General features: G+C 47.9%; 11 protein-coding genes. 3 read left to right on the top strand and 8 right to left on the bottom strand.

From position 1 onward, the window contains the following. Positions 1–109 precede the first annotated feature (109 nt). The 3 genes from F3J22_RS28675 to F3J22_RS28685 form a co-directional block, all read right to left on the bottom strand. Positions 110–1,267, bottom strand: coding sequence for an MFS transporter (locus tag F3J22_RS28675; protein WP_167021405.1), 1,158 nt, complete (start codon positions 1,265–1,267; stop codon positions 110–112). Between the two features lie 84 nt (positions 1,268–1,351). Continuing rightward, on the bottom strand, positions 1,352–2,350 hold the full coding sequence (locus tag F3J22_RS28680; RefSeq protein ID WP_167021406.1) for an LLM class flavin-dependent oxidoreductase: 999 nt from the start codon (positions 2,348–2,350) through the stop codon (positions 1,352–1,354). A 183-nt stretch (positions 2,351–2,533) separates the two neighbouring features. Then, positions 2,534–3,088: an NADPH-dependent FMN reductase gene (locus F3J22_RS28685; RefSeq protein WP_167021407.1), complete on the bottom strand. Its 555-nt coding sequence runs from the start codon at positions 3,086–3,088 to the stop codon at positions 2,534–2,536. A gap of 76 nt (positions 3,089–3,164) precedes the next feature. Between F3J22_RS28685 and F3J22_RS28690 the strand changes: the two genes are divergently transcribed. Together F3J22_RS28690 and acnA are read left to right on the top strand one after the other, a co-directional pair. After that, the gene (locus F3J22_RS28690) at positions 3,165–3,800 is read left to right on the top strand and encodes a metalloregulator ArsR/SmtB family transcription factor (protein WP_167021408.1); all 636 of its coding nucleotides are present in this window, start codon (positions 3,165–3,167) and stop codon (positions 3,798–3,800) included. A 40-nt stretch (positions 3,801–3,840) separates the two neighbouring features. Beyond that, positions 3,841–6,567: an aconitate hydratase AcnA gene (gene acnA, locus F3J22_RS28695; RefSeq protein ID WP_167021409.1), complete on the top strand. Its 2,727-nt coding sequence runs from the start codon at positions 3,841–3,843 to the stop codon at positions 6,565–6,567. Between the two features lie 4 nt (positions 6,568–6,571). On the opposite strand, the gene F3J22_RS28700 is transcribed toward acnA, so the two are convergent. After that, positions 6,572–8,812, bottom strand: coding sequence for a cation:proton antiporter (locus F3J22_RS28700; protein ID WP_167021410.1), 2,241 nt, complete (start codon positions 8,810–8,812; stop codon positions 6,572–6,574). 322 nt (positions 8,813–9,134) lie between these two features. Here F3J22_RS28700 and F3J22_RS28705 point away from each other — a divergent pair, with 322 nt between their 5' ends. Continuing rightward, positions 9,135–10,046 (top strand): YihY/virulence factor BrkB family protein, encoded by a 912-nt coding sequence (locus F3J22_RS28705; RefSeq protein WP_167021411.1) that lies wholly within the window; start codon positions 9,135–9,137, stop codon positions 10,044–10,046. 112 nt (positions 10,047–10,158) lie between these two features. Here F3J22_RS28705 and F3J22_RS28710 read toward each other — a convergent pair whose 3' ends face one another. The 4 genes from F3J22_RS28710 to F3J22_RS28725 form a co-directional block, all read right to left on the bottom strand. Beyond that, on the bottom strand, positions 10,159–12,264 hold the full coding sequence (locus F3J22_RS28710) for a type IA DNA topoisomerase (RefSeq protein ID WP_167021412.1): 2,106 nt from the start codon (positions 12,262–12,264) through the stop codon (positions 10,159–10,161). Between the two features lie 89 nt (positions 12,265–12,353). Further along, positions 12,354–13,715 carry a polysaccharide lyase 6 family protein gene (locus F3J22_RS28715; RefSeq protein ID WP_240155230.1) on the bottom strand — a complete coding sequence of 454 codons (1,362 nt, stop codon included), beginning with the start codon at positions 13,713–13,715 and terminating at the stop codon, positions 12,354–12,356. A 94-nt stretch (positions 13,716–13,809) separates the two neighbouring features. Further along, the gene (locus F3J22_RS28720; protein WP_167021413.1) at positions 13,810–14,220 is read right to left on the bottom strand and encodes a response regulator; all 411 of its coding nucleotides are present in this window, start codon (positions 14,218–14,220) and stop codon (positions 13,810–13,812) included. Between the two features lie 406 nt (positions 14,221–14,626). Then, positions 14,627–16,291 carry an FAD-dependent oxidoreductase gene (locus F3J22_RS28725; protein WP_167021414.1) on the bottom strand — a complete coding sequence of 555 codons (1,665 nt, stop codon included), beginning with the start codon at positions 16,289–16,291 and terminating at the stop codon, positions 14,627–14,629. Position 16,292 lies beyond the last annotated feature (1 nt).

The raw sequence follows: 16,292 nt of genomic DNA on the forward strand, positions 1-16,292 counted from the left end.
TTTTTTGGGTCACGTATAACAAATTTACGTCACTTTGCAATACAAAGTGAATTTTTCCGTAGCTAGAAATGTTAAAGAATCGTATTTTTTTTGAAAGTCTTGTGAATGCTTAATCTTCCTGGATCTTACCTACCATCCACATAATTACCAGGCCACACAAGGTAATGATTGCGAAGGAGATACGCAGACTGGATGCCTGTGCTATGAAACCTACCAATGGTGGGGCCATCAGGAAGCCCAGGTAACCAATGGTGGAAATAGCCGCAATTGTCTGGCCGGAATTGGTGTTTTTGGATTTTCCTGCCAGGCTAAATACGAGTGGTACCACGCAGGCTACACCAAATCCGTTGAAGATAAAGCCGATGATGGCTGTAACCGGGTGGGGGAGCAGGATAGCCAGCATAGAACCGCTGAAAATGAGGCCGCCGCTGTACCGTAGAATATTTTTGATGCCCAGCTTAGTAACCACACGGTCGCCCAACAGGCGGGCGGTAGTCATGGCGGTCATATAAATCCAAAAGGCGATAACTCCCTGTGAAGGCGTACCGTGTACTACGCGCTCGTAGAAAATGGCGCTCCAGTCGTACATGATATTTTCTGTGGCCATGCAGGCGAAGCAGATGAAAGAAAATTTGAGCAGGGATTTGTCGGGGAGAGAAAATGCCGGTTTCTTCTCCAGGCTTACTACGGGTGTATCGGGATATGTTTTCGGATAATAGAGGAATGTAAAGAGTAGCAGCAGTAGGCTGACGCCAAAGAGGTGCCAGCTGGGAGCGATGTTATATTTGATCATCAGTGAGCCCAAACCTGCGCCGGTGGCGCCTGCAATGCTCCAGATCCCGTGAAAGGTAGTGATGATAGGTTGATTGTAAAGTTTCTGTACCTGCACCGATTGCGCGTTCATACTGAGGTTTAGCAGGTTCCTGGCGGAACCGAAGCAGAACATCACCAGCATGAGCTGCCAGAGCGACTGCGTAAAGCCAGGGAAACTCAATACAGTATTGAAGAAGAGCGCGCCGAATATCATGATCTTGCGGCTGCTGAAAGCCCCCAGCAATTTACCGGTGATGGGCATCGTCAGCATGAGTCCTACCGGCATAGCCAGCAGCACCAGACCCAGCTGTGCATCATTGAGGTGCAGCTGCGTTTGCATGGAGGAAATCCTGGATGCCCAGGATGAATATCCTAACCCTGATATAAAGAAGAATACGGAAGTAGCGATCCGGTATTGCCTGGCATTGGTCTCTTGCTGTAAATCTATTAGCATCCTGCGGTTTGGTAATCAGACTGCAAAATTAGGCAGAAAAAATTCCTTTTTGCCGGAGATTTTGCAGTCTGCATATCATTTTACTCAGAACAGACTGGCTACCAGTTCAACAGATTTTTTTGTGGCTTCGAAATCATCGAAGAAAGTAGAAAGAATGATTTCATCTGTATCATAGTTAGCGGCCAGTGCTTCTATTTTAGCCTTCATTTCTTCAGGCGTGCCATAGATCATACGCTGACGGTTATATTTAATACGGGCGATGTGCTGCGGAGAGTATTCATATTGTGTGATCTCCTCGTATGTCGGGTACCTGCCTTTGGATCCTGATTCTATAAACAACATGCGGAAGTCCATTTCTGTCAGCCATCTGTCTATTACGGCCTGATCTTCCGAGCAGAAGCCGAATATGCTGACGTTGACCTGTGGTGCAGGTTGAAGTTCAGAAGGTTTGAAGTGTTGTTTATATTGCTGGATAGCTTCTGCGCCGCCATTCGGGTTAATGAAATGTGCGAAGGAGAGCGCCATCCCGAGGTGCGCTGCAAACTGGCCACTGCCACCGCTGGAGCTGAGTATCCATATTTCTGGAACTGTTTCTGCCTGCGGGATGGCAATGATATTTTCGTGCGGGGAGCCACTTTCCTTGTGGTCGGTCAGCCAGCTGCGTAAATCCAGTAGTTGCTGCATGAAATCCCTGTCGCTGAAAGTGTTGGAGGGATTGAGCAGGGCGGCCGTTTCACGGTCGCCGCCGGGTGCACGGCCAATGCCGAGGTCTATACGGCCAGGGAAGAGCGTTTCCAGCATACGGAAATTCTCTGCCACTTTGAGGGCGCTGTGGTTAGGCAGCATGATGCCACCGGAGCCTACGCGGATGCGTTGTGCTTCACCTGCGAGGTGTGCCAGTAATACTTCCGGGGTGCTGCCGGCAATTTTAGCAAAGTTATGGTGTTCAGATACCCAGAAGCGTGTGTACCCGAGCTGGTCTGCCAGCTTTACCATTTCTGTCGTTCTGTTGATGGCTTCTTTTGCATTGCAGTCTCTCGCAATGATTGATTGGTCCAATATGCCGAGCTTAATCTTCTTCATTTGTGCTGATTTTTGATCTAAACAAATTTACCGATGATTAAGGAAGTATGACCGGTTGAGCTATAGAGTTTAACTATGCCGGCATAGGGTATAACAATATCTTTTGGGGAAAGGGTTAACGTAATGTAGCAATAGCGGCGCCCGATGCCGCTACTACTACTGAATTCCGGTTAGCAGTCTTTATCAGGCGAACTGGAACTTTACGTCTGTTAACAGATTTACGAGTAAGTCAAACTTTTGCTGGTATTCCTTTGAAATGCTATAGTCGGCGGTATTATAAAGATGCCCGCGCACGACCGGAACAGAATAAGGTAATACCCATGCTCTCAATGCTTTTGCTACGGCTTCCATGGTATTGATACCCTGGAGGGCGTGTCCGCCTTCTGCCCAGCATACCATCCCTACCACTTTGTTGGTGAGATAGGCTACCGGTTCTTTGGAACTGATCTCGATCCAGTCGAGACAGTTTTTCATGGCGCCCGTCATGCTGCCATGGTAAAGAGGTGTCAGCCATATATGGAGGTCCGCTTCACGGAATATTTTTGTCATTTCTCTGGCAGATTCCGGGATCTGCTGTAGTGCGGCCGTATCAAAGAAGGGGATGTCCGCTTCAGCCAGGTTGAAAACCGTGGTGGTAGCGCCTTTCTTATGCAGCTGCTCCTGCAGGTAGTTGATGATGGCATAGGACGTGCTCGTCGGTTTCTTCTCTAACGATCCGTTGAATAATAATACTTTCATGATGCCAGTATTAAATTTTTAAAGTGGAACAAAGTTAGTAGTTTTGTGAATAAACCAAATAAATACTTTGTTTATTATGAAAAATAATCTGCCGGAGAATGAGCAGGCGGTGTGGATATTAAAGACGAAGGGGCCTTTGCCGTTGACCACACTGGCTGCATCATTGTCTGTAACCACGGAAGGGGCGCGTTTTCAGCTACAGAAGCTGGCGGCGGAAGGCCTGGTGAAAGCCAGTACCGTGGCCAAGGGCCGTGGCCGCCCGCAGCAGATCTGGTCGCTCACTGAAAAAGGCGAAGCCCGTTTCCCGGATACGCATGCCGACCTGACCGTCCGCCTGATCCAGTCTATCCGCGACACCCTCGGTGAGGCAGCACTGGACGCGGTGATCATCTCACAACAAAAAAACAGCATACGTAAATATAACCACGAATTAAGTCAGTACCATACTTTGGAAGAAAAGGTAAAAGGATTGGCGGAAATCAGGGACAACGAGGGTTATATGGCCGAATACACCAAAGATGAGGAAGGTTATCTGCTGATTGAGAACCATTGTCCCGTTTGTGCAGCAGCTACTACCTGCCAGGGATTCTGTAAGGCCGAACTGGAATCTTTCAGACAAGTATTGGCAAAAGAGGCAAAAGTGACTCGTATTGATCATATTATCTCCGGCGCCCGCCGCTGTGCCTACAGAATTTCTCCGCGAACAATATAGTTGGCTCGGGGGTTGATTAGTAAGGTCAAAATCTTTACTAATGCAATCACGTATCGCCTCATTGACAGACCTGGAAAAAGCAGGAAAAAAAATCTCCCGGTTGCCGTTTTCCATTCGCATCCTCCTGGAAAACGTGATCCGCAACCACGACAAATTTGCTATCACCGACGAACACCTGGACACCCTTGTCAACTGGACCCCTGAACCTGTTGATAAGGAAATTCCGTTTAAGCCTGCACGTGTACTGATGCAGGACTTCACCGGCGTTCCTGCGGTGGTGGACATCGCGTCTATCCGTGCGGAAGTCATCCGCCGCGGAAAAGATGGCAGCAAAATCAACCCACTCATTCCTGTTGACCTGGTCGTGGACCACTCCGTACAGGTCGACTTCTTTGGTACCGACTATGCCTACACGAAAAATGTTGCTTACGAATATGAGCGTAACCAGGAGCGGTACCAGCTGCTGAAATGGGCGCAGCAGGCATTCAATAACTTCACCGTAGTGCCGCCGGGAATGGGTATTTGTCACCAGGTAAACCTGGAATACCTCGCCCATGGCGTCATTGAGCGCGACGGATGGATCTTCCCGGATTCGCTGGTAGGAACCGACTCACATACACCTATGGTAAACGGCATCGGCGTAATCGGATGGGGTGTAGGTGGTATTGAGGCGGAAGCAGCCATCCTGGGCCAGCCGATTTATTTTACATGCCCGCAGGTGGTGGGGCTCAAACTCACCGGCCAGTTGTCTGAAGGGGTAACGGCTACAGATATGGTGCTTGCCATCACGGAATTACTGCGTAAATACGGCGTGGTCAACAAATTCGTGGAAGTATTCGGGGATGGCCTGGATCATCTTAGTGTGCCGGACCGTGCAACGATTTCTAATATGTCGCCGGAATTTGGCTGTACCGTAACCTATTTCCCGATCGATGATCAGACGCTCCGCTATATGCGCCGTACCAACAGGCCGGAAGACGTTATCAAGCGGGTGGAAGATTACTGTAAATCCAATCTGCTGTGGCGTAAGGGAGATGAAAATATCGAGTATTCAGATATTGTTGAGTTGGATCTTTCCCGTGTAGAATCAGCCGTGGCAGGGCCTAAGCGTCCGCAGGACCGTATTCCTGTGCGGGAAGTACACCAGCGTTTTGAAGAGCTGCTGGGTAAGGAGTTTCAGCGTATGTACACGCCTGAAGGCAAGCGCCGTGATACAGCCTGGCTCTCTGAAGGTGGCTCCGGTACTACATTTACCTACGAAATTCAAAAGCCTACAGAAGAAATTGAAGTAGAGAAAGATAGTTTGCAGTCCGTACGTATCAAACTGAAAAACCAGGAATATGTGCTGAGTGATGGTGCGGTGGTGATTGCAGCTATTACCAGCTGTACCAACACTTCCAACCCCAGCGTGATGATAGGAGCGGGGTTGGTGGCTGCCAAGGCAGTGAGTCGTGGCCTGGAAGTGAAGCCGTGGGTGAAAACCAGTCTGGCGCCAGGTTCCAGGGTAGTTACCGAATACCTGAAGCGTAGCGGTTTGCTCACCGATCTGGAGGCATTGCGCTTCCATACGGTAGGTTATGGTTGTACTTCGTGTATTGGTAACAGTGGTCCGCTGCCGCCGCATATAGCAGAAGCCGTGGAAAAGGGGAACCTGGTTGTTTCTTCTGCATTGTCCGGCAACCGTAATTTCGAGGCGAGGGTACATCCGCAGGTGAAGATGAACTTCCTGGCGTCGCCGATGCTGGTGGTGGCCTATGCTTTGGCAGGCCGCATCGATGTAGACCTGCTGACAGAGCCGCTGAGCTACGATCCTAACGGAGAACCGGTGTACCTGCGCGACATCTGGCCTACCCAGCAGGAAATCAACGATATGGTGGAGAAGGCGATGAAGCAGTCTGATTTCGCAGAGGCCTATGGTGTTATCTTCGATGGCGACGATCAGTGGAAAGGCTTGCTGGCGCCTACCGGACAGGATTACCACTGGAGTAAAACGTCGACGTATATACGCGAAGCACCTTTCTTCGACCATTTACCTGATACGCCGGCGCCGGTACAGGATATTGTAAATGCCCGGGTGCTGCTGAAGCTGGGCGATTCCGTAACCACCGATCATATTTCGCCTGCCGGCTCTTTTAAGGCAGATTCTCCCGCAGGTAAATACCTGATAGACCATGGCATAGATCCGCGCCTATTCAATTCCTATGGCTCCCGCAGGGGCAACCATGAAGTAATGATCCGTGGTACTTTTGCCAATGTGCGTATCAAAAACGATTTATCGCCAAAAGAAGGCGGATTTACGACCGTTATTCCTTCGGGCATGGTGATGTCGGTATACGACGCTTCCGTGCAGTATGCGACCCAGAAAGTGCCGCTGATCATACTGGCCGGAAAGGAATATGGCAGCGGATCGAGCCGCGACTGGGCGGCGAAGGGCACCAATCTGCTGGGTGTGAAAGCAGTGATAGCAGAGAGTTACGAGCGTATTCACCGTAGCAACCTGGTAGGGATGGGTGTATTGCCACTGGAATATATCAATGGACAGAATGCAGCGCTGCTCGGACTTTCCGGCACCGAAGCCTTCACCATTACAGGTATAGCAGATAACCTGGAACAGGGAAAATTACTGAATGTAACAGCGGTTCCGGCTGAAGGTAACAACATTTCCTTTAACGTAAGATGCCGCCTGGATAGTGCTATAGAAATAGCGTACTATACCAACGGCGGCATCTTACAGTATGTGTTGAGAGAATTTCTGAAGCGCTCTTAAGCGGCTATCCACGAAATTCCTGGATGCGTTTACGGTCGCCCACGAGCCAAACCACATCTTCCCATTGGAAAACGGTATCAGAGGAGGGATTGAGCATTTTCTCCCCTCCTCTGGCAATACCTACTACCAGGGCCTGTGTATGTTCCCTGATACCGGAATTGCGCAGGGTTTTGCCTGTCAGTCCATTATTTTCATCTACCACAATACTTACCAGCGCAATATTTTCACCATTGCCGGCAGCTTCGTTGGTTTTGTCCTGGTTGACACTCGCGCTGGCCATTTTGTTAAATTCTTCCAACTGGCTTTCATTACCAATCACCGTGATCTTATCGTAAGGGAACAGTTTTTCTGTTCTGGAAGGCGTGAAGATGGTGATATCACCGCGGCGTATCGCACCGATATTGATGCCGTATTTCTCCCTTAACTGCAATTGTTCCAGGGGAATATCTACCAGGGAAGACCATGGGTCTATATCGATCTCAGATACCTGTGCGTCCCATGGAAGGGTAACCAGTTGCTTGGCTTTCTCTGCTTCAGCGGCGGTTTCACGGGCATTGAGGTTGGTGAGGAAGCGGCTTTCTATGCGGTTATAGAATTTCTGGAGCTGACTTCTTACCATCACCAGCACTACCAGCATGGCCAGGATAGTGGCTACCAGGGAAGGCAGGAGCGGGAAGAACTGGTTCATAAAGAAACCTACCAGCAATACGGCTACGATGCTTCGCATCAACTCCGCTACCACCAGCGGTCCGCGGTTGTATTTGGAGTCGAGCCAGAGCGATTTATAGGCAATGCTTTGTATACGTTGCACGACCATGGCCCATATGAACGGCGCCATCGCAACCATTCCCAATACGACGGTGGCTACATTTGCCCAGAACGGATTGGCGATATGTTTCATCAGGAAGGGGCCTACGTAGTATTTACAAAGCAGGATGATGGCCAGCATCACCACGGCGTTGAGGATGATAACGCGAACGTATGAACGTAGTACCTTTTTCCAGTCGCTTTCGCCCTGCAGGGTTTGGGAGCTGGCGGAATAGCGGTTGAGGCCTTCTATCCATTTTTTCGGTAATACTTTCTCCAGCCAGTTATAGAATGGCAGGGAGAATTTGATCATGTATGGTGTGGTAAAGGTGGTAATGGCGGAAGTACCTACTGCTACGGGGAAGAGGAAGTCGCTGGTAACGCCGAGGGTCATACCCAGTGTGGCGATGATGAAGGCGAACTCACCTACCTGCGCCATACTCATACCTACCTGTATGGCCTGTTTTAAAGGCTGACCGGACAAGATAGCTCCCAATGTGGTACTGAAGCATTTTCCGACGATGGTGAGCAGCGTAATCCACAATACCGGCCATTTGTATTCGATGATCATTTCCGGGTTGATCAGCATACCTACGGATACGAAGAAAATGGCGCCGAAGAGATCTTTTACCGGTTGAATGAGGTGTTCTACTTTTTCGGAGGAGGTAGTTTCTGCAATGATGGAGCCCATGATAAAAGCGCCCAGTTCGGCGGAGAACCCTACTTTGGTAGCGAGGATTACCATGCCGAAACACAGTGCTATACTGATGACCAACAGTGTTTCACCGTTGATATATTTTTCCATTTTCTTAAGAAAGGTAGGCAGCAGGAAGATGCCTGCCAGGAACCACAGCGCGAGGAAGAACAGCAGTTTCAGTACGGTGAGTATCATTTCGGTACCCTGGAACTGTTTGCTGACGGCCATGGTAGAGAGGAGTACCATCATGAGGATGACAACGATATCTTCTATGACGAGTACGCCGAAAACTATTTTTGTAAATGGCTTCTTTTTGATACCCAGTTCTTCGAAAGCCCGGATAATAATGGTGGTAGAAGAGCTGGCAAGGAGACCACCGAGAAAAATACTATCCATGAAAGACCATCCCATCCATTGGCCTACGAAGAAACCGGCGACGGTGATACAGGCTATTTCTGTGAATGCCGTGATGGCTGCGGTGCCTCCTACCCGCATTAATTTCTTGAAACTAAATTCGAGGCCGAGGGAAAACAGGAGAAATATCACACCGATTTCGGACCATACTTTGATCCCGGTGGCGTCACCTATTGAAGGAAATAATTTAAAATTAGGACTCACAATGAAGCCCGCAATTATATAACCCAGCACCATAGGTTGTTTTAGCCGCCGGAATAGCAAGGTGATAATCCCAGCGGCGCCTAATATCAAGGCCAGGTCAATAATTAGTTGTGGTACATGCATACAGAAAGATGGTTTAATTACGCGTGAATATTCATAGTGCCAGCACGGAAACGTGCTATCATGTTGGTCAAAGCCCGGTTTCGAGATTCTTTGTTTGCTGGCTAATATAAGTTTTTTTTCCGGGTAAACAGCGTCCGGATGCGGATTTTAATGAATATCTAACGCAGTATTTCTGTTGTATGACAGTGGGAAACCTGCACAGACAGCGCATTTCAGTGCCAACATTCGTATATGCATGCAGGAAGAATTATACATCTTGCCAAATCCTTACTGTATAAGGATTTTACGTACTTTTGCAATTCAGTCGGGCACTACCTGGGATATGATGAAATTGAAAAAAATTATTACCGCTTTTAAAGAAGGATTTAAAACCTTCATGGCTAATGATCCGCTCAGACTGGCGGGGGCAACTGCATTTTTTACCACCTTTGCATTGCCGGCAATATTAGTCATCCTGATACAGTTACTCCGGTGGATTTTCCGGTTACCGCATTCGGGAAAAAGATTATTTGAACACCTGGAAGGCATCATCGGAGTGGAAACAACACGTATGGTAGCGGAAACATTACATGCGATCCGCGGCATCGCACAAAGTGACCTGATCACCATTCTAGGATTTACCTTTTTGCTGTTTGTAGCCACCACCTTATTTAAGGTAATCAGTAGTTCGCTCAATCAGATATGGACCGTACGTATTATTCATAAAGAGAATTTCTGGAATATATTACTCGCAAGGCTGAAAGGCCTGATGGTGATATGTTTCATAGGTGTTATTTTTATAATAGATTTATTTGCCAGTGCTGCGCAGCAATTTATCGGTGAGTTTGTATCCTACTTCATTCCTGCACTGACAGGTTATTTCAATAGTGCGTTGAACTACGCTATTTCGATTGTGCTGGTAACGATGTGGTTTGCATTGGTATTTTACTTCCTGCCGGCAGGAAGGCCTACGCGGAAAATATTATTTACCGGTGCCTTTGTTACCAGTATACTTTTTAATATCGGTAAGCTAATACTCAGGGTAGCATTGAATTACAGCAGCATCAACAATATTTACGGCGCTTCTGCCTCTACAGTATTGCTGCTATTATTCGTATTCTATACAGCTATGATTTTTTACTTCGGTGCCTCCTTTACGCAAGCCTGGGCGCAGGTAAACGGGCAGTCGATTATTCCGCGTAAACACGCTGGTAGTTATCGTTTGATGACTATAGCGAAGGAGGAGCATGAATAGAATTTTCTTTTAGGCGTTTTTTAAACAGCACCCCTCCGGGGTGCTGTTTAAAAAACGCATCGCAAAAAAAGGGCTGCCGGAGGCAGCCCTTTTTTTGCGATGGAAATCGCCGTTATTGCACAATAAGATTAAAACTATTATCAAAGGCAATTTTGCCTTCAGTTTCACTGCCGTCCGGCATTTTTAGACCTTTTATTTTACCTGTTTTTGATTTGGTGATGAGGTCCGCGATTTGTTTGTCAGATAACTTTTTACCATACACTTCAAATGGTACTTTGAAGCCACAAACGTTGAAATTGGCGCAGCCATAGGCGGTGTTGCCTTTTTTCAGCGGATGGGTTTTACACTTGGGACATTGCAGTTCCTGCACGTCAGCGGCGGGCTTTTTAGGAGCCCTTGGCTTTTTCACTTTCTCTTCTTCCGGTGGCGGTGCGGCGGCGATGGTAATGGCTTTATAGGAGTTTGTTTTTACTTCTTTGGTGAGATCTACCACCATTTGTATCAGCTCTCCCTTGAAGGTCTCCAGCGTGTATTCGCCTTTCTCTATCATGCGCAGCTTGCGTTCCCACTGGCCTGTCAGCTCCGGACTTTTAAGGATTTCCGTTTGTATGGTATCGATAAGGTCCATGCCTGTTTGCGTGGCGAAGATATTTTTCTTTTTCTTATCGATGTATTTGCGTTTGAAGAGCGTTTCGATGATGTTGGCGCGGGTAGAAGGACGGCCGATGCCGTTGTCTTTGAGCATATCGCGCATTTCTTCGTTTTCTACCTGTTTTCCGGCGGTTTCCATGGCCCGCAGCAATGTGGCCTCTGTGAAGGCTTTAGGCGGTGTTGTTTTGCCTTTATGGATGCGTGGCTCATGCGGGCCGCTTTCGCCTACGGTAAACTCCGGGATCAGCTTTTCGCCTTCTTCTTCCTCATCTTTCTGGACATCATTGGCATACACTTCTTTCCAGCCTGGTTCCAGTATCTGTTTACCGGTAACTTTAAATTCTACCTGACCCACCTTACCCAGTACGGTAGTGTTGGAGATCTTACATTCCGGATAGAAGGCGGCGATGAAGCGGCGTGCTACGAGGTCGTAGATACGTTTCTCTTCCATGGCTAACCCTTGCGGATATACGCCGGTAGGAATAATCGCATGGTGATCTGTTACCTTTTTATCGTCGAAGACGGTTTTGAGCTTGGGAATAGGCTTTGCCAGCAACGGTGCTATGAGGGCGGCATATGGCGTCATATCTGCCAGAATGCCCGGTATTTTCGGATGGAGATCTTCCGAGAGGTAGGTGGTATCTACGCGTGGGTAGGTAACCAGTTTTTTCTCGTACAGACTCTGAATATATTTCAGTGTATCATCAGCGGAGAAGCCAAAGCGTTTGTTGGCATCTACCTGTAAGGCGGTAAGGTCGTACAGGCGTGGGTTTCCTTCTTTACCATCTTTCTTTTCAAAAGAAGTTACTTCAAAAAGATGTTCTTTCAGATATTCCAGCCCTTTGTTCGCCTTTTCTATATTTTTCAGACGATCGATGGTGGCGGTGAATTCTGTTTCGCGGTAGATGGTTTTCAGTTCCCAGTATTCTTCCGAAACGAAGGCATTGATTTCCTTTTGCCGGGCTACGATCATGGCCAGGGTAGGCGTTTGCACACGACCTATGGAGAGTACCACTTTACCGACACCAAATTTTTTAGTGAACAGGCGGGTGGCGTTCATGCCCAGGAGCCAGTCGCCGATGGCGCGGGCGCTGCCGGCAGCATAGAGGTTGTTGTATAGTTCGCTGTCTTTCAGTTGCTGAAAACCGTTGCGGATCGATTCTTCTGTCAGGGAAGATATCCACAGGCGTTTGATGGGCGCGGTACATTTGGCTTTGAGCAATACCCATCGCTGGATAAGCTCACCTTCCTGGCCGGCATCACCGCAGTTAATGACTTCCTCACAGTTTTGCACCAGTTGTTCAATTACTTTGAACTGCTTTTCTACGCCGCTGTTTTCAATGAGTTTGATGCCGAAGGTGGGCGGGATGATAGGGAGATCTTCCAGTCGCCAGAACTTCCAGTATTCGAAGTAATCATGTGGTTCCTTGAGGGTACAGAAATGCCCGAATGTCCAGGTAACCTGGAATCCGTTTCCTTCGTAATAACCGTCTTTTCTCTGCGAGGCGCCGATGATGGATGCGATGTCGCGGGCAACACTTGGTTTTTCAGCAATACAAACCTTCATACTGTAATTAAAGGGCCGAAGATAAGAAATGCCCTTCATTTTGGGATAGATTGGCAGCAGGAAGCAGTCGCTTTCCTGCTGCCTGCTAATTATTTCGCGTTGGCGCCTACTTGCGTGGAAGTGAGTGCTGTAGCGGAAAATCGGGTTTTACCGTTGCCGATTTCAACCACACTTATTGGGGAATTTCCATTTGTATCTTTTGTTGCCTTGTCCGGATTGGACTTGTTCGTGCCGGTAGTTTTTTTCGATTCCGCAACATGGATGAATACTGCACTCACCCTTGTGCCATTACTGTTATCATCTTCCGGCATGTCGCCTCTGCTGCTTACTTGTGTCAGTTGGTTATTTTGCCACTTTGCTCCGGGGAAAGGTCCCTTGATACTGGCTGCTTCCGGGCAGTCGTATAATTGGTTTTTAATAATAGTAACAGCGGTGGCGCCAAGTCCGTCTTTGCGCTCAGTCATGATGATCGGATGTTTGCAGCAGACCATGATATTGGCTGTTATCAGAATGCTGTCAGGTCTGTCGTGGCAGGTGAGCAGACTGCCTGTGGCTACTTCGCCGTCTCCGTTGCCGATATTGATGCCCATATCGCAATCAGTGAAGTAGTTGTCATGAATCAGGTGATGATCGCCGAAGATGCGTAATCCTGGCGTATTGGTGAAGTAATTACTGTATACCTGGCAGTAGTTGCCATGGCGCAGGGTAAACTGTGCTTTACAGTTTCTTACAGTGTTATATCGTAGAATTACATCGGAAGATTTTACAGAGATGAGCTCATTTTCTCCTGCACATTCTTCGAAGAGATTATATTCCACCACGCTGTTGCTGCCCGACATGCTAAAGCCGCTAAGGCCGAATTGCAGCGCTTCTGCGCCGTTGCCTGTCTGTGGTTTGAAGTCGTAGAAATAGTTATGGTCTATCTGCAGGTTTTCAGCAATCTGGCTTCCCTGGCCTCTTACTGCGATGAAGCGGCCCATGCTGTTTTTGTGCTGGAAGGTGTTGTAACTGATACGATGATTATTGCCTGCGAGGAGGAGATATTCACCGTCGCCGGTTTCTTCGAAGATGTTATGTGTAAACTGGCACCAGGAAGTACCAGGAGCTGTTTTAGTGTGAGAGGCTTTGTGAGCGAATTTAAAATTGCTGATATCTACATACTGCGCGGGTGCTATCAGCTGAAAGCCGCCATTGCCGCTGATAACAGCGCCGCCGGTAGTATTAGCCCGGATGATAATATGATTTTTTTCACTACCGCTGCAGTTAATGGTGATATCGTTGTCGGTGGTATAGTTGCCATCGGCGAGGATGATTTCATCGCCTGGCCGCGCTTTGCTGATGGCCTGTTGTAGGTCGGCCAGCGTGCTTACCTTGATGGTGCCGGCATAGGAAGGGATTTGCGAAAGCATAGCAATTCCCAGTGCAGAAAAAAATACTGCAATGTTTTTCATGCTGTGGATGTTAATAATTAATTGATGGAGCTAAAATAATCATTTATGCAAACGATTGCAAAAAGGATATTGAAATTTAAGCCCGCATTAATATTTAATTATTAAGCATGTGTTTCCACTTGTTTTCTAATACTTTTTTGATGTTTTCGCAGAGATCGGTGAAGGAATTGGGTTTGGTCATAAAGAACTGTGCGCCCAGGTCCATAGAATCTCTGAAATCTTCCTTGAGGGCGGAAGTGGTGAGCATGATAATGCGGGTCAGTTTCAGGTGTGCGATTTTTTTGAGGGCTGTCAGACATTCCTTTCCGTTCATCAATGGCATGTTAAGGTCCAGAAAGATGAAATCAGGTGCGGAAATGGATTTGTCTTTGAGTTTGGAAATAGCTTCGGGACCACTTTCAAAGGTAAGCGCAAGGCTGTCGGGGGCTACTTCCTGGATAGCATCGCGAAACAGTTGCCTGTCATCTGCATCATCATCAATCATTAAAATGGTATGTTTCTGCATGGATTTCTGTTTTTAGTTTCGCCGGGTTATTCTTCCAGGTTTTCCTTTTATAAGTTGTTAGATATGATTTTTTTCGCGCGGTTTAATAAAGATAGACAATACATTCGGTAATATCTATTTTTATTCTCCCTGCCAGCAACTGCAGCAGCCATTTCAGCAGCCGTGACTTTACCGTAATATGCCTGCCGCAGGGCGTCTGAAAGACCCTGCTGCGGCAGGTAAAGCAGCCAGAAATGCGGAAAAAACCTTATCTGCACAAGTACTGATATATGTGATTAATCGCTGCATTATCTACCTATATATCAATCTCTTAAAAAATAAAGAACTATATGTTTCGCCGCCTGATTTTACATTCTTCTGACCCTTGAGAAAATCGATTTTGTTATCAAGAGGAGCAAATCCTCTTTTATTTGACTTCTGCCAGATATTTATGTACAAAACTGATCGCCATAGATCCCTCTCCAACGGCAGCGGCTACACGATTCATAGATCCTGCTCTTACATCACCGGCCGCAAATACACCAGGACAGCTGGTTTCAAGTAAATAAGGATCCCGCGTCTGTTTCCAGATATTACCAAAATGATCGTAACCTTTCAGCTCATTGCCAGTGGCAATGAAACCCTTTCCATCACGGATGATGCTCTCGCTGATCCAGTCTGTGAAAGGCTTTGCGCCGATGAAGATATACAATGCTGCTGCCGGATGCGTAGTGGTTTCATCAGTCTGGAAATGATGTACCGTAATGTTTTCGAGCCTGTCGCTGCCAGTAACTTCCGTTACCTCCGTATTGCCCCATACAGCTATATTAGGCGTTTCATTGATCTGGTCTATCAGGTATGCCGACATAGTGCTACGCAGGTCTTCTTTTCTGACCAGGATATTTACCTGCTTCGCAAACTTGGATAAATACATCGCCGCCTGGCCGGCAGAATTGCCGCCACCTACCACAAACACCTGCTGGTCTTTGCAGGCAGTGGCTTCTGTCATGGCAGCACCATAATACACGCCTGCACCGGTGAAATCGGCCACACCCTTGGTATCCAGGGTACGGTAATCAACACCGGTGGTGATAATCACACTACGGGTGTTGATGGTGGTACCATCTTCCAGTAAAATCTTCTTATAACCATCTACCTGACTGATATTGCTGACAGACTGCGGGGAAATAAATTCTGTTCCTAACCGGGTTACCTGTGCGATGGCACGACGGGTAAGCTCTGCGCCACTCAGGCCAGTAGGGAAGCCGAGGTAATTCTCTATACGTGAACTGGTGCCTGCCTGTCCGCCGGGAGCACGGCGTTCTATGAGTAATGTTTTCAATCCTTCCGATGCGCCATAGACACCGGCTGCCAGTCCTGCCGGCCCTGCACCTATGATCACCACATCATATACATCATGTTTTACCTGTGGATTCAGTCCTGCCTTGCGTGCCACGTCAATGATGCCCGGATCTTTCAGCCAGGAGCCATCTTCAAAACCTACCAACGGCAAATCCTTTACGGTGAAGTTGTTCAGTGTCATCAGCCGGGTGGCTTCCTCAGAAGATTGTACATCCAGCCATTGATAAGGAATCAGGTTGCCTGCCAGGAAATCCTTTACGGTATGGGATTTCAGCGAGAACTGGTAGCCTATAACGCGGATACCTTTGAAGGGTGGTTTATAGTTTAGTTGCCAGTCGTCCAGTAATTCATCGATGACAGGATATAACTTTTCTTCGGGCGGGTCCCAGGGTTTCACGAGATAATAATCCAGCTGTACCTGGTTAATGGCCCTGATGGCGGCTTCTGTGTCGGAGTAGGCCGTCAGCAAAACCCGTTTGGCATCAGGAAAATACTCGCGTGCATAATTGAGGTAACTGACGCCGTCCATATCAGGCATACGCTGATCCGTGAGGAACATGGCAATGGTTTCGTTCCGGTTTTTTAATTCCGTCAGACTGTCCTGCGCTTCTTTCACCGAAGCGGTGCTGATGATGCGGTAATCCTCGCGGTACCTGGCTTTCAGGTCACGTACGATAGCGCGCAATACCTGTGGATCATCATCTATACAAAGTATAATGGGGAGGCTCATA

It is taken from the genome of Chitinophaga sp. Cy-1792 (genome assembly GCF_011752935.1).
In the GTDB taxonomy this organism is placed as follows: domain Bacteria; phylum Bacteroidota; class Bacteroidia; order Chitinophagales; family Chitinophagaceae; genus Chitinophaga.